This window comes from Pedobacter zeae, assembly GCF_014196715.1.
GTDB classification, from domain to species: domain Bacteria; phylum Bacteroidota; class Bacteroidia; order Sphingobacteriales; family Sphingobacteriaceae; genus Pedobacter; species Pedobacter zeae.
This window is the reverse complement of the sequence record NZ_JACIEF010000001.1, coordinates 715,686-732,315: the sequence shown is the minus strand read 5'-3', so window position 1 is coordinate 732,315 and position 16,630 is coordinate 715,686. Positions and strand designations below refer to the sequence as shown.

The 16,630-nt window shown below is 45.0% G+C and carries 29 protein-coding genes; 23 read left to right on the top strand and 6 right to left on the bottom strand.

Going from position 1 to position 16,630, the window contains the following annotated elements; all coding sequences use genetic code 11:
• Window positions 1-20 precede the first annotated feature (20 nt).
• The 23 genes from GGQ60_RS02995 (at window position 21) to GGQ60_RS02885 (ending at window position 10,399) form a co-directional block, all read left to right on the top strand.
• Window positions 21-863 (top strand): AAA family ATPase, encoded by an 843-nt coding sequence (locus GGQ60_RS02995; protein WP_183759903.1) that lies wholly within the window; start codon window positions 21-23, stop codon window positions 861-863.
• A complete protein-coding gene (locus GGQ60_RS02990) occupies window positions 863-1,342 on the top strand; it encodes a hypothetical protein (RefSeq protein ID WP_183759902.1) in 480 nt (159 codons plus the stop codon). Before GGQ60_RS02995 ends, GGQ60_RS02990 begins: the two co-directional genes overlap by 1 nt.
• Window positions 1,343-1,619: 277 nt before the next feature.
• Window positions 1,620-1,991: a hypothetical protein gene (locus GGQ60_RS02985; RefSeq protein WP_183759901.1), complete on the top strand. Its 372-nt coding sequence runs from the start codon at window positions 1,620-1,622 to the stop codon at window positions 1,989-1,991.
• 19 nt (window positions 1,992-2,010) lie between these two features.
• Entirely contained in the window at window positions 2,011-2,400 is a 390-nt protein-coding gene (locus tag GGQ60_RS02980) for a hypothetical protein (RefSeq protein WP_183759900.1), read from the top strand.
• Window positions 2,391-2,693, top strand: coding sequence for a hypothetical protein (locus tag GGQ60_RS02975; protein WP_183759899.1), 303 nt, complete (start codon window positions 2,391-2,393; stop codon window positions 2,691-2,693). Before GGQ60_RS02980 ends, GGQ60_RS02975 begins: the two co-directional genes overlap by 10 nt.
• The gene (locus tag GGQ60_RS02970; RefSeq protein ID WP_183759898.1) at window positions 2,683-3,012 is read left to right on the top strand and encodes a hypothetical protein; all 330 of its coding nucleotides are present in this window, start codon (window positions 2,683-2,685) and stop codon (window positions 3,010-3,012) included. The genes GGQ60_RS02975 and GGQ60_RS02970 overlap by 11 nt, the downstream gene beginning before the upstream one ends.
• A gap of 147 nt (window positions 3,013-3,159) precedes the next feature.
• Entirely contained in the window at window positions 3,160-3,831 is a 672-nt protein-coding gene (locus tag GGQ60_RS02965; protein ID WP_183759897.1) for a DUF3164 family protein, read from the top strand.
• A gap of 2 nt (window positions 3,832-3,833) precedes the next feature.
• Entirely contained in the window at window positions 3,834-4,238 is a 405-nt protein-coding gene (locus GGQ60_RS02960) for a hypothetical protein (RefSeq protein ID WP_183759896.1), read from the top strand.
• Window positions 4,238-4,939 (top strand): hypothetical protein, encoded by a 702-nt coding sequence (locus GGQ60_RS02955; RefSeq protein WP_183759895.1) that lies wholly within the window; start codon window positions 4,238-4,240, stop codon window positions 4,937-4,939. Before GGQ60_RS02960 ends, GGQ60_RS02955 begins: the two co-directional genes overlap by 1 nt.
• A gap of 97 nt (window positions 4,940-5,036) precedes the next feature.
• Window positions 5,037-5,300 (top strand): hypothetical protein, encoded by a 264-nt coding sequence (locus GGQ60_RS02950; RefSeq protein WP_183759894.1) that lies wholly within the window; start codon window positions 5,037-5,039, stop codon window positions 5,298-5,300.
• Between the two features lie 2 nt (window positions 5,301-5,302).
• Window positions 5,303-5,512, top strand: a complete 210-nt coding sequence (locus GGQ60_RS02945) for a hypothetical protein (RefSeq protein ID WP_183759893.1) — start codon at window positions 5,303-5,305, stop codon at window positions 5,510-5,512.
• On the top strand, window positions 5,512-5,829 hold the full coding sequence (locus GGQ60_RS02940; protein ID WP_183759892.1) for a hypothetical protein: 318 nt from the start codon (window positions 5,512-5,514) through the stop codon (window positions 5,827-5,829). The genes GGQ60_RS02945 and GGQ60_RS02940 overlap by 1 nt, the downstream gene beginning before the upstream one ends.
• 149 nt (window positions 5,830-5,978) lie before the next feature.
• Entirely contained in the window at window positions 5,979-6,182 is a 204-nt protein-coding gene (locus GGQ60_RS02935) for a hypothetical protein (RefSeq protein WP_183759891.1), read from the top strand.
• Between the two features lie 165 nt (window positions 6,183-6,347).
• On the top strand, window positions 6,348-7,001 hold the full coding sequence (locus GGQ60_RS02930; protein ID WP_183759890.1) for a hypothetical protein: 654 nt from the start codon (window positions 6,348-6,350) through the stop codon (window positions 6,999-7,001).
• Window positions 6,998-7,435 (top strand): LvrA C-terminal domain-related protein, encoded by a 438-nt coding sequence (locus GGQ60_RS02925; RefSeq protein WP_183759889.1) that lies wholly within the window; start codon window positions 6,998-7,000, stop codon window positions 7,433-7,435. The genes GGQ60_RS02930 and GGQ60_RS02925 overlap by 4 nt, the downstream gene beginning before the upstream one ends.
• 54 nt (window positions 7,436-7,489) lie before the next feature.
• Complete coding sequence (locus GGQ60_RS02920) at window positions 7,490-7,903, top strand: hypothetical protein (RefSeq protein ID WP_183759888.1); 414 nt, start codon at window positions 7,490-7,492, stop codon at window positions 7,901-7,903.
• Between the two features lie 12 nt (window positions 7,904-7,915).
• Window positions 7,916-8,140 carry a hypothetical protein gene (locus tag GGQ60_RS02915; protein WP_183759887.1) on the top strand — a complete coding sequence of 75 codons (225 nt, stop codon included), beginning with the start codon at window positions 7,916-7,918 and terminating at the stop codon, window positions 8,138-8,140.
• A gap of 1 nt (window position 8,141) precedes the next feature.
• Window positions 8,142-8,699 carry a hypothetical protein gene (locus GGQ60_RS02910; protein ID WP_183759886.1) on the top strand — a complete coding sequence of 186 codons (558 nt, stop codon included), beginning with the start codon at window positions 8,142-8,144 and terminating at the stop codon, window positions 8,697-8,699.
• Between the two features lie 2 nt (window positions 8,700-8,701).
• Window positions 8,702-9,076 (top strand): hypothetical protein, encoded by a 375-nt coding sequence (locus tag GGQ60_RS02905; RefSeq protein ID WP_183759885.1) that lies wholly within the window; start codon window positions 8,702-8,704, stop codon window positions 9,074-9,076.
• A gap of 79 nt (window positions 9,077-9,155) precedes the next feature.
• Window positions 9,156-9,470 carry a hypothetical protein gene (locus tag GGQ60_RS02900; protein WP_183759884.1) on the top strand — a complete coding sequence of 105 codons (315 nt, stop codon included), beginning with the start codon at window positions 9,156-9,158 and terminating at the stop codon, window positions 9,468-9,470.
• 47 nt (window positions 9,471-9,517) lie between these two features.
• A complete protein-coding gene (locus tag GGQ60_RS02895) occupies window positions 9,518-9,760 on the top strand; it encodes a hypothetical protein (RefSeq protein WP_183759883.1) in 243 nt (80 codons plus the stop codon).
• Window positions 9,761-9,776: 16 nt separating this feature from the next.
• Window positions 9,777-10,115: a hypothetical protein gene (locus GGQ60_RS02890; RefSeq protein ID WP_183759882.1), complete on the top strand. Its 339-nt coding sequence runs from the start codon at window positions 9,777-9,779 to the stop codon at window positions 10,113-10,115.
• Window positions 10,116-10,192: 77 nt separating this feature from the next.
• Window positions 10,193-10,399 carry a hypothetical protein gene (locus tag GGQ60_RS02885; protein WP_183759881.1) on the top strand — a complete coding sequence of 69 codons (207 nt, stop codon included), beginning with the start codon at window positions 10,193-10,195 and terminating at the stop codon, window positions 10,397-10,399.
• A gap of 33 nt (window positions 10,400-10,432) precedes the next feature.
• Here the strand turns inward: GGQ60_RS02885 and GGQ60_RS02880 are convergent, their stop codons facing one another.
• Genes GGQ60_RS02880 through GGQ60_RS02855 form a run of 6 tightly spaced genes read right to left on the bottom strand, consistent with a single transcriptional unit; the run spans window position 10,433 to window position 16,484 of the window.
• Window positions 10,433-10,915 carry a hypothetical protein gene (locus tag GGQ60_RS02880; RefSeq protein ID WP_183759880.1) on the bottom strand — a complete coding sequence of 161 codons (483 nt, stop codon included), beginning with the start codon at window positions 10,913-10,915 and terminating at the stop codon, window positions 10,433-10,435.
• 15 nt (window positions 10,916-10,930) lie between these two features.
• Window positions 10,931-11,437, bottom strand: a complete 507-nt coding sequence (locus GGQ60_RS02875) for a phage virion morphogenesis family protein (RefSeq protein WP_183759879.1) — start codon at window positions 11,435-11,437, stop codon at window positions 10,931-10,933.
• Between the two features lie 5 nt (window positions 11,438-11,442).
• On the bottom strand, window positions 11,443-14,082 hold the full coding sequence (locus GGQ60_RS02870; protein ID WP_183759878.1) for a phage portal protein family protein: 2,640 nt from the start codon (window positions 14,080-14,082) through the stop codon (window positions 11,443-11,445).
• Between the two features lie 2 nt (window positions 14,083-14,084).
• The gene (locus GGQ60_RS02865) at window positions 14,085-14,513 is read right to left on the bottom strand and encodes a hypothetical protein (RefSeq protein ID WP_183759877.1); all 429 of its coding nucleotides are present in this window, start codon (window positions 14,511-14,513) and stop codon (window positions 14,085-14,087) included.
• Window position 14,514: 1 nt separating this feature from the next.
• Window positions 14,515-16,026, bottom strand: a complete 1,512-nt coding sequence (locus GGQ60_RS02860) for a phage terminase large subunit family protein (RefSeq protein ID WP_183759876.1) — start codon at window positions 16,024-16,026, stop codon at window positions 14,515-14,517.
• Entirely contained in the window at window positions 16,026-16,484 is a 459-nt protein-coding gene (locus GGQ60_RS02855; RefSeq protein ID WP_183759875.1) for a DDE transposase family protein, read from the bottom strand. Before GGQ60_RS02855 ends, GGQ60_RS02860 begins: the two co-directional genes overlap by 1 nt.
• Window positions 16,485-16,630: the final 146 nt, after the last annotated feature.

Genomic DNA, 16,630 nt, shown 5'->3' with positions numbered 1-16,630 from the left:
ATCCAAAATAAACGAGAAAAATGGATCACTTAACAAAACAACAAATTTCTGACCAATTACGCAAACGCGTAGAAGCAACAAGCGGCAACAAGGTTGCCACAGCCCTAAAAATCTCACCTGCAACCATCAGCCACATGCTGGGGGGGAAATGGGAAAACATCAGCCCAGAGATGTGGCGCTCGGTACAGAAGCAGCTGGAGCCAGGTAATAAAGGTTGGATGTTCGTAGAAACCAAAGAGGCTACCCGCTTAAAATCGATCCTTTCGGACTGTAAGGAGCATTCGATGGTATTCGGTATCTGCGCGCCTGCCGGCTTTGGCAAAAGCGAAATAACCAAAGCTTTTACCGAGCAGGAAAACGTGTTCAAAATCAACTGTAATGAGTTTTTTAACCGCAAAACTTTCCTGGCTGAACTGCTTGAACAGATGCACCAGGATAACGGAGGCTACAGCATTAATGAAATGCTTAACAAGGTGATCAAAAAGGTTAACCAGATGGATAGCCCTGTGATTATCCTGGATGAAGCCGATAAGCTAAGCGACCAGGTGCTGTTTTTCTTCATTACCCTTTACAACGCGCTCCAGGATAAGTGCGGTTTGATCCTGATTGCTACCGACCACCTGGAGAAACGTATCAAACGCGGGGTAGACAGCAATAAAAAAGGCTACAAAGAGATTTTTAGCCGCTTAGGCCGTCGTTTCGTAAACTTTCCGGCTTACAGCCTGGCTTCGATAAAACAGATCGTTAGAGCGAACGGAATTGACGACGAGGAAACCGTAAACATGATTGTGAATGATTGCGAAAGCGATATCCGCCGTGTTAAACGCCTGGTGTTAGCCAGGAGATTGGAGGGTGCAGCGTAATGACATTAGGATTTAAACAGGAAATAAAAGGGGTTAAGAACTTCTTTGTAGCCAAAATCTGGATGGGGTTGGATATTGCAGAAAAGCAAAAGATGTATGATTACTATTTCGACACCCATGTTTACACGCTAAACAAGCCTTTTGATGTGCCGGACGATGTGATCAGCGCGAAGCTGCATACGATTAGGGCGGGCGATAGATGGCGGGCGGGTATGGATATCCACATGGTAATTAATAACCGTACCGCTGATCGTTTCCAGTTTGCACCGACGGTTAAGTGTAAAAGTGTGCAGAAGATTGAAATTAAATGGAAGACTGAGGACTGGGTTTATTTATACGTTGATGGTCGCCATATAGATTTTGTTGAGATTGAAGCACTAGCCATCAACGACGGATTCGAATCAGTAGACGCTTTCTTCGAATACTTCAATACAGACTTTACCGGTCAATTAATCCACTGGACAGACTTAAAATACTAGATATGAGCGAAAATCAGCTGGACATTTTTAAAAAGGTCGACTATTACATCAATGGTAGGCCGATGAACTACGAAGAGCAGCGCGCTATCAGGTTTAACCAAGCTAAAAAATATCAAAAAAAGTTAACACGAAAACTAAGAAATCATGAAAACAACCGACACATTAATCAAACGCTTTTTTAGATGGCTGTTTAAGACCGAGCTGGCCTCGACTGATATAAGGATTTCGCAACTTGACCGGTTTCTGAAATCAAGGTTTAAACATTAATTAACTCGATATGCAACTCAACTTAATCTACGACCAGCCATATCTGGTAGGAGAACACGATAACCTCCTTAAAAAAGAAACAAAATTCGGTTTGGAACCAGGCACCAAAGTATTAGCAATTGGAAGGCTTACGGCTAACGGGAAACAATCATCGTCCTGCCGGCTTTTGGAAACGACTACACCCATTGAATACAGAGGGGTGCTGAATATCGAAAACGAAAGCTTTTTAGCGTTTTTGATTGCACCAAGTGAAGTTCAGGGCACTAATCTGCCGGTTTATAAGCTTTTCACCTATTCAGATAAGGGCAATGAGTTATACATACCTAGTATCAAATCTCAAACCATAGCGATCTATAAGGCAGTTTTCAAAATAGCAAACTAAAGTTATGAAAGTATTAAAAATGATCATCGCGGCGAATTCGCAACAGGTTCGCCGCCTGCTGAACTGGTCGGAGCTGCAGTACAGCGACTACATCGCTAAAAAGGGCATTGAATACCTAAAGAGCATAATAGACGCTGATGACTGGGCACTGGAGCAGCTGACCAAAAGCGGCCAGTTTTGGAAATGGTGGCGAAACCATTGGTACCAGCGCGACCAGGTGTTTTTGGTAAAGCGCAAGCCCGCACACTCGGTATCGGCGCTCCTGGTTGACTACGATTACCTGCATACGGTTGCCGGCGTATATCCTTACGCTGACATTATGGAGCAGGCGTACGGCCTGCTGATGGAAGGGATCAATAAAAAGGCTGTTAAGGACGAAACCAAAACTAAAGGCAATGTATGCACATAGACTTAAATCGGGTTGCACTGATCCGCTCGGTAGTGGCTCAGGTGATGAAAGTAAACCCCGCCGACCTTAACGGCTGCGAACACCGGAAAGACGAGCATAAGAACGCCAGGGCTTTGTTTACACTGGTGCTCTTTGAAGAGGGGTTAAAACCGCCCCAAATAGCCAGGGAAATAGGCAAAACACGGTGGGTGGTTTATTACCGGATAGAAATGGCAACCGATCTACTCAGTTACCATAAAACGACGAAAAAACAGTATTTAAAAATTATTCAAACGATAGAAAATGAAGATTAAAGCAACAAAGGACAAAATTGCAGGTATATCGCTGCTGCTGGGTGTGCTAATGGAGCAAAATAAACCCAGGGATATCGCCGAAACATTGATTTACCTATTGGTAGATAAGGTTTTTACAAAGGTTAGGGCAAAGGCCGAAAGCCTATGGTCACCAAAATCTGGTTGGGGTGTAAACCTTACCGATATGGAAGCAATGGCATTGTTTATTTTCCTTCAACAGGTGCATATACCTGAGCGCCTGTACAAGTATGAGGCCATACAGCTAAATGATGTTTCCAACCAGATAGAGAAAGTTTATGGAGCGCTTAAAGTGGCTTGAAGAGCTTGAAAAACGTAACCGGGAGCGGGTAGATAAAGCGCAGGAACCAGGAATCAAAGCGAGGATATACCACCAACTATTTACCAACCTCATGGAACAGAGGGATATATTAAAAAAGCAAATTGAACAACTTAAAAGACAAATAAGATGAACACAGTAACACAAACACCCACGGACAACAACTTCGACATTTCGCAACTTACACCTGAGCAGATCGAGCAGGTTATGAAGGAAGGCAAAGGAATAGTTGAGAAGAAACGTGAGCAGGCAAAAAAAGCTTATGAGCACCAACGCGACCAGGCAGTTATTAGCCTTTTGATCGAAGCCCGCCAAGTAATGGCCACGCTTGCCGACTTTAAAGAATTCACCCATCAGCAGATGGAAATCCAGGCAAATGAATTAAAGAATTACGGCAAAATGAACGGTAGAAGCCAGGGCGGTTTCTCGATCGTAAACACTGCCGGCGATATGCGGGTAAGACGCCGCCGGGATACTACGCCTCAATGGGACGAACGCGCGTTAAAAGCGGTTGACCTGCTTAAAGAGTTTTTGATGGATAAGGTTAAAAAACGCGATCAGAAGGTATTTGAAATACTGATGGGCTACCTGGAGAAAAACAAGCAGGGCGATTGGGAATACTCGCAGGCAATGGAGTTTATCAAGCACGAAAACAAGTTCCAGGATGAACGTTGGCTGGAGGGCATCAGGATGCTAAAGGAATCGTACAGCGTATCGCTTAAAGGCTTTGGATACGAGTTCCAGTTCAAGAACAAAGAAAATAAATGGGAAACATTAAACTTAAACTTTTCATCACTATAACCATGACAACACATTTTAATCTAATTATCGCCCTATTAGTGGCCGCGTTCGTAATCTGCCTATTGCTGCAGATTAAATATTACCGCAAAATTAAAACCATGACCAAAAACGTAAGCTTTGACGACCTGGATATACAACAGAGCAATGACATCAGGAACCATTCTAATTTCGTGATCAAAATTGCCTGCTCCACGGTTGGAAACCAGCTGATCAGCCGCATATTGGCGCCTGATCATGTAAAGGCTAATGATGTAATTAAAGCGCTTCAATCGAAATCGAGACAGGTACACCAGGCTGTACTGGACGATCTTAAAGCGAACAATATCCAAAGCTCTTTTAAAAGGGAGTACCGGGCGAAGCGCCTGACCATGAAAGATGTTAAACCAAAAATTGAGGAGACGATCTAATGAAGCAGCTATATTTTATCCTGGTTACGATCGGGATCACAGCGATACTTGTTTTCTTTGCTCGCTTGATTTTAGAATACTTCGCATGGCTTAAAGGTACGAAATCGCTTAGACTGCCGGCCGACGTACACGATAACAAAAAGGGATTTATCAGAACTTATAGCGGTACCTGGGTGAATTTGAGAAGACCTACGGCCGACATGATTGTGCCAGTAGACATTCCATGTGCTTTGTATCTAATGCCCCGTTTTGGTGGCCATACCAACACAACCTGGAATGTGCTTTGGCATACTTACTTAGTTGTTGCCCTGGCGCCGAAGAGGCTTAAATATGCGGCATTGTTTCATGATGCTGCTGAGGCTTACACGTTGGATATACCAAAACCTTTGAAAATAATTTTAGGCCGACGGTATGCCCGGATAGAAAGGAGGTTTACGCAGCTTATTGCACGGAAATTTAATGTAAATCCGGCGCACTTTGAAGAGGTAAAGGTATGGGATAGAAAGGCGCTGGAAATGGAGTACGCGGCATTTATGTTAGGAAACGACAATACCGCAAATAAAATTTTTGGCCTGGTAATGCAAATTTCGGGTGTAGGCGGTGATGGAGTATCGCAAGATAAAGACCTGGCAGATCAGTATTACCGTATAGCTGCTGAATTGAATAAACACAATGAAGAGCCAGAGGCATGGAATTCATAATCGAACACATCCACCATATCCTGGTGGCGATCGTTATCGGTGTAGCGAGCGATTGGCCGGAATGGCGTAGGAAACAAAAACTTAAAAAACTGAATAAATGAAAAAGACTAAAAAACAGAAGAGGTTTGAATCAAAACATTGGGGGATGTATGGCTTTCAATTTTACAACAACTTGCCGCCATCAAAGAATCGCAGGCGTATTGAGCCGAAACGGTTTAGAATGGCTAAGTTCAGAGGTTTAATACTCGGTTTAATTGCCCGTAAAAAATGTGACTTTCTAGGAGCTGGTAGCTGTTCAACCCGAGGTATTTGCTATGATTATGGCAGAAATAAAATAGGCATATACACATCAATATTTTAAAAATGGGAAAAATTAAATCTCAGGCGGTAGTCCTGATCTTCGAAAAGGAAATGGTTCCCTTTGAGCTGGGCCAATCGATCAGGAGACTAAGACGGGGCAGCCAACGGCCCGACGCGATAAAGCTCAAAATAGTTGGCACATTTAGCCCGACGAGGCTGGGTACAATGATAGAACAGTTGGCAACTTTAAAAAACGGAATGGAGGCAGAATAATGAAACAATACGATTTTAACGAAAAAGGGTTTTGTAATAACCCAACAGGCGAAACTTTATGGCAGGATGGTAAAACAACGGTAATTATAGCCTATTGCCAAAGGTATGGCCGATGGGTGTACGGATATCATATGATCCTCGAAAATATCAGGCAATATTCGATGCCGCAAATAATCGCTGCAGACAGCGGATATAGTTCTCAGAAGGAAGCCAAAAACGCCATTATAAGCGAGGTTATCGGCCACCTTGAAAAATATACCCGTCATGGTCTACCTAGCGTTATAGAGAAGCTTAAAAGCGATATTTCTAATGCGTAAATTATTCCTGGTACGAAACCATGAAGTTTGGCGGATATGCCAAAAGTGCGGGGGCTGGATTGACCTCCGATTGAGCACGCTGTGCGACCATTGCGGCTACGATAATCCTATTAGTTAGCTAAACCATTAACCCTTTAATTTTTAACAAAATGAAAGCAATTTTTTTATGCTTAGGGCTTGCCCTTTGCCTTTTCGGATGTAAAAAAGACTATCCAAAACCTTGCAAAAAGCAAGATGTGAGCATGGATAGCCTAAGGCGCATTTTTGACCGAAAAAGACGTATGAGCCAGGCTGATACGCTAAAAATAGTCGGTTTATCGTATAAAACGCCGATAAACCAAAATATCGGCTAATTACCCGATAATATGAAAGTGTTCCTGATATATTACGATTTTTTTGCCTTCCCGATGGCAATGCCCGAGGCGGCATTCATTGTGGCGGAAGATAAGGCCAAAGCGCGTAAATATTTCAGGGACACCTATAACCAACGAATTTTATTTATAAAACAAATACACTAAATGAAAGCACTAGGCTTAGACCAGTATTACAAAAAGAAGTTCAAGAAGCTAAAAATTGCCCTGGAATGGGCTAGGCATCTGGGCGATCTTCCACTGGCGTTTATAATGGTCATTATGGGCTATCGCGGAAATGGAAAAACAGAATATTGTGTTCGTCTGGCGAAAATGTTATGTGAGTTTGGAAAGGTCGCCTGGCTAAGTTACGAGCAAGGACACGGCCCAGATTTACAAAAAGCGATGTTTCGTAATGATATGATTGATGTGAAAGGCATTTTTTATGCTATTGATCCAAAAGCCAATAAGCCAGAAGACAAAACTTACCTGGATGATTTATTCGATTACCTGGATAAACCATCAAGCGCACAGTTTATATTTATCGATAGCGTGGATTACACAGGTTGGAAATGGGCGGACTATAAAGCATTAAAAGAACGGTACCCGAGAAAGGCATTTATTTTTATCGGCCATGCGCTGCCATCAGGCGCACCAAAGAAAGCGATTACAGACGATATAGCCTTCGATGGCCATTATGCCATCATTGTAAAAAAATACATGGCCTTAGTAGATAAAACCCGGATGGGCGGAGGCGAAAGCTTTGTGATATGGGAAGAAATGGCCAGAAAGTTTCATCCACAATTTTTTCAAGCATCATGACAAAATACATCATGACTTCCGAAAAGTTCACCGGGACGGTGACATTCGGTTACGACGACGAGTTTGGTTTGTTGGAAGCATACGACGTACAGGCCGAAATGAGCGAGGCGCAGCGCAAATTTATGCTGCAGTATATGCCATTCCATAAAAACGAAATTAAAGGGTTTATAACGCGAATTAAAGGCAATATGGAAGAGGTGCTGGCCGATACTAGTTTCGACGCATTTTGGGAAGCTTACGACCATAAAGTTAACCGAAAACGCACATTACCCCTATACAACAAGCTAGACCCGGACGAAAAGCTCCTGGCCATTATTAGGGTTAAGCATTACAAAAAATACTGTTCCAGGATGACGCGAAAAACAGTTGACCCAGAGCGCTACCTGAAAGATCGCTATTTCGAAACCGACTGGCGATCGATGGCGACAAAGTAATAGCAATACGGAAACCCGTATGGAAAAGAAAAAGCACTCAAATACATTTGAAGTATGAACAGAAGTACACCACAGCAGCGCATGGCGCTAGGCATCATAATAAAGCAGATTGGCCTGGATAAAGAAACAAAAGAACTCATGGTCAGTAATTATTCAGATGGCCGTTGCACCAGTACAACCGAATTGACATACCAGGAAGCTGACCATATGATTAGAACGTTGAATGACGCGATCGGCTATAAAAAACAGAAAACGCCGTCTGATGCAATGAAAAACAAAATTCTTTCTTTTTTTCATTTTATGTGGTACAAGAAGCCGGACGGCAAGATTGATATGCCCCGGGTTAATGCCTGGTGTATGCAATACGGCTACGCTCATAAGCCCCTGGACGACCACACCGAAGAAGAGCTGCCAAAACTGGTTAGCGAAGTGGAGCAGATGTATAAGAAGTTTTTAAAAGGTATTTAAACAGCAATAAAGATGAAAACAAAACCCAACGATCCTATAAACCCATCTACAACACTTCAATATAGCGGCAATGCTCAACTGGGCGACATCAAGGTGACTACCGATGGTTTAACCAAAAGGGAATATTTTGCAGCTTTAGCGTTGCAAGGGCTGTTATCTTATCATGGTGGCGGCCTCCTTGCTGAACGGGCTGTAGAGCAGGCTAATGCCTTAATATATGAATTAAACAAATATTGAGATGGCCAAAGGTAGATTTGCAATGTCAGCAAATGTAGAGGCATTTTGTAAACAGATGCCTTTACAGGACTTTCTTCGATTTAAATGGCCAAAGCCAGCATATCCGGAGCCACTGATCCAGCTGTTTCCGATATTTCTGGTCTACTATCGTGAAAAACCTGGTAAGCCCCGCAAGCTCAAAGATGGTTACAATGCCGAAAAGTTAGAAAATGGCAAGATCAAGTGGACACCCAGGCTTAAGCAACATAAGAAACGGAAAACAACAGATCAGAACAATTTTAGTGTTTATGTACATTATGTTCCGGCAATTGGTGACCTGGGAACGGTGGCCAGGATAGTAAAGCATAAAGGTCACGGCAAGATGGTGGCAGCATATCAACCGACTGACAAAGAGGTGGAGCAGCGAAAAAATTACTTTAGGCTTTCACACATAAAGTACAAAAACTTCAATCAGCTGTATCTGCGCCGCAAGATTTACGATCCCTTATTTAAGGATTTGACAGATAGATTGGAAGCTGAGTATAAATGTAATTCAACAGGACAAACAGTATTATTTTAAGAATGGATTTATTTACATCATTGGTATCTGAGCTCAAAGCCGGCGACCAGTTTAAACACCTAGATTTTGATGAATTGTATGAGGTATACGAGGTTAATAAATCAGGTGTTTGGTATTTTGCGGTTAATTATCCGGCGCTCCGTGATGACGGCACAATGCCCAGAAACTACGTTCGTGTTATCCGGTACACCCGTTTTCATGAACAGGTAACAATTATGCCAAACAAAGCTGAGGTGTTAAACCGGAACTTTAGGATTTATGGACGTTCAGAAACATATTTAGGTTTAAACTGCCGGAGGTGCGTGGATACGTATCCTGAATCGTTGAGTAATTGCCCCGTTTGTGGGGCTGAACTCACAACAGCAGTAAAATTTTAAGCCCGCAATTTGCGGGCTTTTTTGTTGCAACTGTGTACTAATTTCTGTAGTATTTTTGTGTGTAAACCAAACATCTAATATGCCTCGCGGCCAGAAAACGCTCTATACCGACATCTTTGCAGCTGATACCTCGAATAACGGCCGTAAAACCCGCATAGACCTGCTAAGGGAGCGAGACGAGGCCATCGCGTACCGCTATTATTTCCGTGTAAATTTCCTAAAAGACGATTACGACGATGCGCTGAAAAACCTGGAAAGTGAATTTTTTATCAGCGAGCGGATGATCATCGAGCGGCTTACCCCAATGGCCGCTCTGGTAAAGCAACTAAAACAGGAAGGCACGACACCCGCACAGATGCGGAAAAAATACCCGCACTACAATTGGGCAGCTTAAAACCAATAACTTGCGAACAATTAGGTAATATTTCTGGTTTATAGACTATGAAAGATATTATTTTTAATGCCCCGTTTGGCGCGCATGAGCGTGCAATCCGGATATCGTTCTACTGGACTGATACCTATTACCTTTATATAGACGATTTTTTGACCGCAATAATCAGCAACCGGGGAAATGCCTGGTTTATGACCGACCAACGCGATGAGCTATTTACGGCTACTGATTTAGGCCTGATCAGTGCGCTGATTGAATCGCAGCAGGCTCAGCCAGCCAATGAGTATCAATAAAATACTATATTTGAATATGGAAGAATTTTTTGATAATCAACTGATTGATCAGTTACCAGAAATTAAAGAACTTTACAACGAAAGGAACAGGATAATAAGCGGCTTCTATGATGGATTAATGGAAAAGAAGCTGAATTTCATTATAAAAGCAATGCAAGCGCATGGCATCCCTGTAACCAACGAAAAGGAGTTAATTGCAATGAAAGACCGGTTAATGATATTTAGCAATGATGGTGCTGAAACTTTAGTGCTCGACCCTCATACCAACCCAATCAATATCTGCATGTTCATGCCTCCTGATCTAATTTTTGGAGCCGATACTGTTCGGGCTGATTTAAAATGTGTCATTTTATAAAAATTAATCGGAATACGGAAACCCGTAAAAATGCACCGAATTGTTGTTTTAGCTTTGTTGTAAATAATTTAAAAGCAATGAAAAAAAACAAAGAAAAAACGGACAAAATTGTAACGCTTCGACTAAAAGAAAGCGAAATTAGACTGGCAATCGAAGGCTTAATTTTTGCCTGCAAGAAATTGGATGAATTAGCAGATGAAGCTCCACATCCGGAACACGTGCCAGCCGAAGCGGATCGTTTACAGCAATTGTATGAGAATATTCGCAGTCAGTTGTACAGTTAAAGCAAAAGCCCCAAATTATGGGGCTTTTGTCGTTTACGCGGCGCTCTGATCAACCGCACCCATTGTAAATTCCAGGTTCATGACCTTGAACCCGTCGCCCCGCTCTTCATCGACCTGGGATCGACGGGATAATTTGCCCATGCCGGCCAGGATAGTCCCCTGCAAAGTTTGGTACACTGCCTGGGTAATGTATGCATATTCCATCCCGGCCATAATCGCCTCGATGTTATTAATGGCAGATGTATCGCCGGTGTAATCGAAACCCAGGCGAATGCGAATACGATACATGCATTGTTGCACTTTGTTGCCCATATCGGTGGCACCTGGTATATCGATTTTAATCAGCGCACAGGGAAAGGCCACAGCAGGCCGGACGTCGTAGTTCTCCAGCTGGTCTTTATCCAGGTCGAACCACTCAATTTTTTTTAACTGATCGTAAATTTCTTTGAGTTTAGGATCGGTCGGAACTTCGGACGGCATCAATAGTTCCAATAATTTTAAAAATGCTTCTGTCATTTGTTTAAATGGTATTTAACGGTTATTAAATAGAACCTTAAGTCTTAGCCTGATCAGGTCGTTCATTTCTTCGGCTGGCCCGACAAACTGGCGTTTAGGCATTCTGAAACTGTAGGATTTAAAACTCATCCCTTTGCCTGGAGTTGTACCCCTGGCAAACCTGCCTTTGCCAAAGCCACGTTTTTTTCGGTTTCGGATAAAGGTTTCAGACCTGGCATTCCGGGTAATGATGCCGCCGTTATTATGCACGGCAGCGTAAGGCACCCGGCTACCGCCCGCCCTGATCCTTACGCCCCTGGGCTGGGTGTATTCAATCTGTATCGATCCCTGCAGTAAACCAGAGGTAACCATCAAAGAGCCTTTTTTCTTTTTGCGTTTCGCCAGTGGCCAGGGCACTTTATTAAATGCCTTGCGCCTGAAACTGCCGCGGAAATATTCGAAAGCGGTTTCGCCGATTACCTTCGGCGCATCCAGGTCGATAAATTTCTCGAAATCCCTAAACCATTGTTTTGCGTTGGTCATAATCTTTATTTGTTAAAAACAAGCAGGCCGGCACGGTACCTGTCAATAATTTCGGCTTTCTCCTCCAGGGCAAACCAGTTGGTTACCTGGTACACTTTCCCGTTTCTGACGTTCGATATTACCACGATGGTTTTATCCTGGTAATACTTGATCATGATAAACTCGTTGAGGCTTTCGCCCCCGATCCATACCTCAGAAGGTTTGGCCAACGCCTGCACCATGCTGGCGAGTAAATCGGATCGGTAGGATTTTTCGCCAGTTTCTTCCTGGTTAAATGCTGCATGGTCAAAGAGCAGTTGCCGGTTATGGTAGTCGCGGATGGTTGGATATGCTTCTGTAAAATCCTCTATGGTACCATCGAATACCGGCGCCTGCTCCGTGGTGGCTTTCTTCGCCTGGCTATAACTCTTTAACCCGAAATCGACCGGTTTTAGCGTTGCCAGGTCTTTAGTTGCTTTACCCTCGAACTTGTTGATATAAAACTGATCCGCTGTAAAGATTTCGCCAATGGCCGCGCGGTTCACACCCCAACCCATCGCCCTGGCGCGCTTAAACTCATCGCTGCCGATAAAAGTGTTAGCCCGTTGCTCCATTGCTTTAAGGTCTACGCCTTCAATCTCATGAGCCATTCGGCCAACAACCCAACACCTGCAGCGCCATCCGTTTGGCGGAAAGATCTTTTTCCATAATGGATGGTTGGCCGGCAGGATCAGCCCGTCGAGTAACCGGTGTTCTGCCCGAACCCTATCATCGCCGACGGTTTGGTATTCCCAGTACGGGAATAGTTCGACAGACTGCATTAACCGGTTATAATTGGCGGCTGCCTGGCCGGTGAGTACCGCTGTATTGTATTCTACCTCCAGCCAGGATTTATTGAAAACATCCAGTTTGGCCGTTGCTTTTTGATAGAAGTCATCGAAGCTTTTGGACTGCCTAAACAGCTCGTTTAGTGCCTGCGCTTCCGCCAGTGTTTTAGAGGCACTAAAGCGCATCAGGTTCATTTCAAACGAGGTCAGCATGGCCGGGTCGTCATCGTCGTAGCTGAACCCGATATCGACCAGTTTAACCTCTTTGGTTTTCCAGCCTTCCCTCATGCCTTCAATCAATGTCTGTGCGGTAAAATGGAACAGTCTTGCATCAAAAGGCGGATCGTCAGCGGCGCTGATGTGCTTTCGTCCCCAGGTGCGTTTGATCATACCGTCCTGGTCAAACTCGGGCGTGTTCTCTTTACTCAGCCTGATCATGTGGGCTTCGCCACAGCTGCACGTCGGATTTTCCGCCCCGGTCAGCAGAACTGCCGGGGCTTGTGCGAAAAAACTGGTCGCCTGGCTGATCAGTGCGCGCAGGTTCGGAAACTCAGAGAGTTTTACCCCCTCTTTTGCTGCTTTCTTTCCTTTCTTCGGTGGGTCGCTTTCCGGATCGTCCGGATTTTCCGGCTTTTCCTGTGGTACCGCTTCCGATTTTGCTTTTCTTTCCGCCATCTGGGCGTCAAAATCAGTCGGTATTGGCATACCATAGGTTTCATATAAAAACTTAGCATCAAAAGGCAATTCAAGCTCTTTAATCATTTTTAGGTGCATTTCGAACCTTTCTTTCAATGTTAACTTTTCTTCCCCTTCGCCTTTGATGTAAAACCAACCGCCCTGCGTATTGACGCCACCCGCCTGCATGACCGGGATAAAATGACGGTTCAATAACCGGCGTACCCTGGTGATGGTAGAGGCTATTACATCGTCTTCGGTTTCGGCGTGTGTTTTGGATTGCGCATAACCGCTTCCCTCGCTGCTCGTGGTGGTTTCGGTCTGGCCGAGTACCGCCACGCTGATCTCCTGGTTACAGGCATCTTTCAGCGCCTTGTAAAGATCGCCTGTGCTGTTCGATTTATTTTCGATGAACTCAATGTTCGAACCTTCCGGAACGACGGCATAGGCCGCGCTCCCTGCTTTCTCCAGGGCTTGCTCCAGTAATGCCCGCTGGCTATCATCGTAACCATCATAAGTGCCTTTTCGGAAGGGCATCCCGAATATCTCGGCAAACTGTGCCCAATCGCCGAAAGCTCCGCGTTTATAGATCACATACTGGGCAACGATCTTTAAACGGCCGATATCGTTCGGATCGCCAAACTCCATCGTTTCGCGGGCGAAAATTCCCTCGCGGATATTGATCCCGCTTTCGCCGGTTTGCTCTTTGGCTACAATACCCGTTTCCGGGCGGCAATGCTTGCGCGGAATTTCGTAGTAGCTGAATCCATCGGCAGTAAATTTGTTGGCGGTACACCAGGTAAGCCCCCACCATTCGGAAAGTACGATGCCGCGAACCAGTTTTTCAAACTCGGGCGTATCGATCAGGTCATTAGCTGCATTGATGATTTTGCCAGCGCGGCCAAACTCCCATTTTGCATTGGTAACCTTTTTTACCAGTTTTTCGAGTACGCTGTTTAGGTGCCCGTCGAGCAGGATATCGTCGTAAAGATCGTACAGCGTTGCCCTGCGTGGAACTAGCGCCTCAGCTGACCGGATTGCATTACGCCATTTCTTAATGTCAAGAACCTGGCGGTTTACCGGGCGGATATTGGTTTGCTGGATGATGATCGGCGCCTGCTCAGTCCTGCTGACAGTGACGCCTGAATATTTTTTCTTTGCCATTCTTAATATTGATTACTGCGTTTTGGGTTGCTGCCGTATTTGAATGTTTTTGCCGGCGTTGCACCGGTAAGGGGATCGGCAGGACGTAACGGCCAGCCAAAGGGTGTGGATTTATTGGCCTGAACCTTATTGAAAAATGCAATCGCTTTGGTGTACAGGTCTTCTACCTTCTCATAATCTACCCCGGCATTTTCAGGGGTCACGAAATGGAAGCTTATCAGCCCTTTGGTGTAGATGAGCAGTAGAGGGTCGCGCGCCGATCCCTCGGCCGCAAACATGGTCTGTACATCGTATTTACCCATATAGCTCATCGCTTCGGAAATACCGGACTTGATCGCTTCGTTCATCAATTCGGGATCATCCCTTTTAATAAGATCAACCTTTGCTTTTTTGATATGCGAATACATATCGGTTTCTGTGATAAATGGCATATTAAACGCGTTTTGAATTGCTCCGATTGCCGCCCGTAGACATGACAGAGCCGTTAATGATTGTTTTATTGTTGATGATCCATACCGCACCTTCCACGGCATCCGGGGCATCGTCGTGGGTGGTACTTCCTGGCTCCAGCGCCATGAACATTTCGGCAAGCCGCTCCATGTGTTTGCTGGAAATCTCCTTTTCGTTCAGGATCAGTTTGCCCTGGGAGTTGAGCGGTTCGAGCAGGGTTTCGATCCTGGTGAACTTATCCGGCTTTTTCCTTTTATCGCCTTTGATCGGGATCACCTGGTCGCGTTCCTGGCCGACGTCGTGGAATTTTTGCAGCAGCGTATCCTGGAGGAAATTGGCCTCCATATAGTGATATATCGGCGTACGGCCACCAACGTAATCGGTCATGGTGTAATGCCAGCCGACCATCGTCGCGGTTGTGGTCTGCTCCACAAATGCTTTTAATACATGGAACTGATCTTTGTACTTGCCGACCAGTACGGTGGCTTTAAAGTCGTTTTTCTTGCTATCCTTGAACGACGGGTCGGTGTAGCACACCAGGTATTTATAATCCGATAACGGACGCATGGCGCCGTAATGCATTTCGCTGAATACTGTGCCTTCGGTAATCGGGTTATTGAAATACTCCTTTTGGGCTGATGAATAGCTAAGGATGCCCAGGATGGCGTCGATATCTTCCTCGCTGTTTTTTTCCGGCCAGCTGCTTTTCCCGTTTTCGTCCCTGATGTTCACCTGGTCGACACTATGCGCCAGTTTACTGGCCAGCTCTACCGTACAGATTTTGGCAATCTTGTTGCCGCACATCAAAATCCGGTAATTGCCAGAAACTGACACGGTCGGGATCAGCGCCTCCTGTATCCATTTAAACTTCGAAATAACGCGCTTAGGGTTGCGGCATTCCTCGTCGGTGTCGATATCATCGATCAGGATACAGTCGACGCGGAAGTTTTCGATCCTGGTACCCCGCGGGGACTGACCGGCACCAATGCCGCGAAAAGATACCCCGCCCCTGGTAATGAATTCGCTGTCCGTCCAGGAGCCTGGTTTCATCTGCTTGCCGTAATCCTTGATCAATCGCTGGTTACTCTCCAGGATGGCTTTATACGGCGCCAAGAGACGTACCGCGTTATCCTCGCTATTGGATACCATCAAGATGTTTCTAAGCTCTTTTTTCACCAGTACCAGGTAAAGAACAGTCATCATGGTAATCGTTGATTTGGCCAATTCCCTTGACCACATCAGGATTTCAAACCAGCGCTTGTTTTTGATGATCCGCGCGATTGCCTTAGCCTGGAATTTGGCAAACTCGGCACCGCAAAAATTTGGACAATAGTATTTCATCCATTTTTTTTCATTGCCGGGTTTCTCCAGTTCCTGTTTACGCCTGCGCTGTTCTGCCGGTGTTTCGTTGGGATCGGTCGGCGTAGCCTGCCTGATTTCCCTGGCCAGTTCCTCGAACAGCTCCAGGGATATCCTTTGCTTTGCCGTTGCCATTACTTGATATTGGCTTTGATAAACGGATCAAAAAATTCTGTAAGCTGTTTGGCGATATCCAGGTCAATAGGGCGCCAGTATTCCATCGCCTTGCGGTACACGTTCCAGATTTCCTCCACGGTGACATCAGTTTTCAGTTTATTGATGTTCTGTACCAACGTATCCCGGATGTATGCCTGCTCCTTATCGGCATATCCGCGGCCATTGTTTGAGATATCCTGGTTTAGCTTCTCTAACTCGTTGACCATATTGCGAAGCTGTTCCTCCCAGGTCATCAGGATGCTTTTGCGTCCGGCATCCCAGTTGCCCTCATTGACCCATTTCGAAATGGTGTTTGTGGACATTTCGGTTCTTTCAGCGATTTCTTTCTGGGTCAGCTTTTCGTTGATGTAAAGCCCCTTTGCCCACTCTTTGATCGCTGTGATTTCTGCGCTTGTTTTTTGCTTCTTTTTTGCCATAACAGGCCAAAAATGCGGCCTTAATAAGGCGTAAAAAAACTGGCTTTCGTGGGGCGTACGGACTGTGTACGCTGAGCGTGAAAACCGCGTACAGTGCGCGGAAACCGATTTTTTGAGGCGAAAAAACGCTGTTACGTTTGTGCCAA

Bases quoted from the DNA above. Each gene is read 5' to 3' on its own strand.
- GGQ60_RS02995 (WP_183759903.1), top strand. From the start codon at position 21: ATGGATCACTTAACAAAACAACAAATTTCTGACCAATTACGCAAACGC.
- GGQ60_RS02990 (WP_183759902.1), top strand. From the start codon at position 863: ATGACATTAGGATTTAAACAGGAAATAAAAGGGGTTAAGAACTTCTTT.
- GGQ60_RS02985 (WP_183759901.1), top strand. From the start codon at position 1,620: ATGCAACTCAACTTAATCTACGACCAGCCATATCTGGTAGGAGAACAC.
- GGQ60_RS02980 (WP_183759900.1), top strand. From the start codon at position 2,011: ATGATCATCGCGGCGAATTCGCAACAGGTTCGCCGCCTGCTGAACTGG.
- GGQ60_RS02975 (WP_183759899.1), top strand. From the start codon at position 2,391: ATGCACATAGACTTAAATCGGGTTGCACTGATCCGCTCGGTAGTGGCT.
- GGQ60_RS02970 (WP_183759898.1), top strand. From the start codon at position 2,683: ATGAAGATTAAAGCAACAAAGGACAAAATTGCAGGTATATCGCTGCTG.
- GGQ60_RS02965 (WP_183759897.1), top strand. From the start codon at position 3,160: ATGAACACAGTAACACAAACACCCACGGACAACAACTTCGACATTTCG.
- GGQ60_RS02960 (WP_183759896.1), top strand. From the start codon at position 3,834: ATGACAACACATTTTAATCTAATTATCGCCCTATTAGTGGCCGCGTTC.
- GGQ60_RS02955 (WP_183759895.1), top strand. From the start codon at position 4,238: ATGAAGCAGCTATATTTTATCCTGGTTACGATCGGGATCACAGCGATA.
- GGQ60_RS02950 (WP_183759894.1), top strand. From the start codon at position 5,037: ATGAAAAAGACTAAAAAACAGAAGAGGTTTGAATCAAAACATTGGGGG.
- GGQ60_RS02945 (WP_183759893.1), top strand. From the start codon at position 5,303: ATGGGAAAAATTAAATCTCAGGCGGTAGTCCTGATCTTCGAAAAGGAA.
- GGQ60_RS02940 (WP_183759892.1), top strand. From the start codon at position 5,512: ATGAAACAATACGATTTTAACGAAAAAGGGTTTTGTAATAACCCAACA.
- GGQ60_RS02935 (WP_183759891.1), top strand. From the start codon at position 5,979: ATGAAAGCAATTTTTTTATGCTTAGGGCTTGCCCTTTGCCTTTTCGGA.
- GGQ60_RS02930 (WP_183759890.1), top strand. From the start codon at position 6,348: ATGAAAGCACTAGGCTTAGACCAGTATTACAAAAAGAAGTTCAAGAAG.
- GGQ60_RS02925 (WP_183759889.1), top strand. From the start codon at position 6,998: ATGACAAAATACATCATGACTTCCGAAAAGTTCACCGGGACGGTGACA.
- GGQ60_RS02920 (WP_183759888.1), top strand. From the start codon at position 7,490: ATGAACAGAAGTACACCACAGCAGCGCATGGCGCTAGGCATCATAATA.
- GGQ60_RS02915 (WP_183759887.1), top strand. From the start codon at position 7,916: ATGAAAACAAAACCCAACGATCCTATAAACCCATCTACAACACTTCAA.
- GGQ60_RS02910 (WP_183759886.1), top strand. From the start codon at position 8,142: ATGGCCAAAGGTAGATTTGCAATGTCAGCAAATGTAGAGGCATTTTGT.
- GGQ60_RS02905 (WP_183759885.1), top strand. From the start codon at position 8,702: ATGGATTTATTTACATCATTGGTATCTGAGCTCAAAGCCGGCGACCAG.
- GGQ60_RS02900 (WP_183759884.1), top strand. From the start codon at position 9,156: ATGCCTCGCGGCCAGAAAACGCTCTATACCGACATCTTTGCAGCTGAT.
- GGQ60_RS02895 (WP_183759883.1), top strand. From the start codon at position 9,518: ATGAAAGATATTATTTTTAATGCCCCGTTTGGCGCGCATGAGCGTGCA.
- GGQ60_RS02890 (WP_183759882.1), top strand. From the start codon at position 9,777: ATGGAAGAATTTTTTGATAATCAACTGATTGATCAGTTACCAGAAATT.
- GGQ60_RS02885 (WP_183759881.1), top strand. From the start codon at position 10,193: ATGAAAAAAAACAAAGAAAAAACGGACAAAATTGTAACGCTTCGACTA.
- GGQ60_RS02880 (WP_183759880.1), bottom strand. From the start codon at position 10,915: ATGACAGAAGCATTTTTAAAATTATTGGAACTATTGATGCCGTCCGAA.
- GGQ60_RS02875 (WP_183759879.1), bottom strand. From the start codon at position 11,437: ATGACCAACGCAAAACAATGGTTTAGGGATTTCGAGAAATTTATCGAC.
- GGQ60_RS02870 (WP_183759878.1), bottom strand. From the start codon at position 14,082: ATGGCAAAGAAAAAATATTCAGGCGTCACTGTCAGCAGGACTGAGCAG.
- GGQ60_RS02865 (WP_183759877.1), bottom strand. From the start codon at position 14,513: ATGCCATTTATCACAGAAACCGATATGTATTCGCATATCAAAAAAGCA.
- GGQ60_RS02860 (WP_183759876.1), bottom strand. From the start codon at position 16,026: ATGGCAACGGCAAAGCAAAGGATATCCCTGGAGCTGTTCGAGGAACTG.
- GGQ60_RS02855 (WP_183759875.1), bottom strand. From the start codon at position 16,484: ATGGCAAAAAAGAAGCAAAAAACAAGCGCAGAAATCACAGCGATCAAA.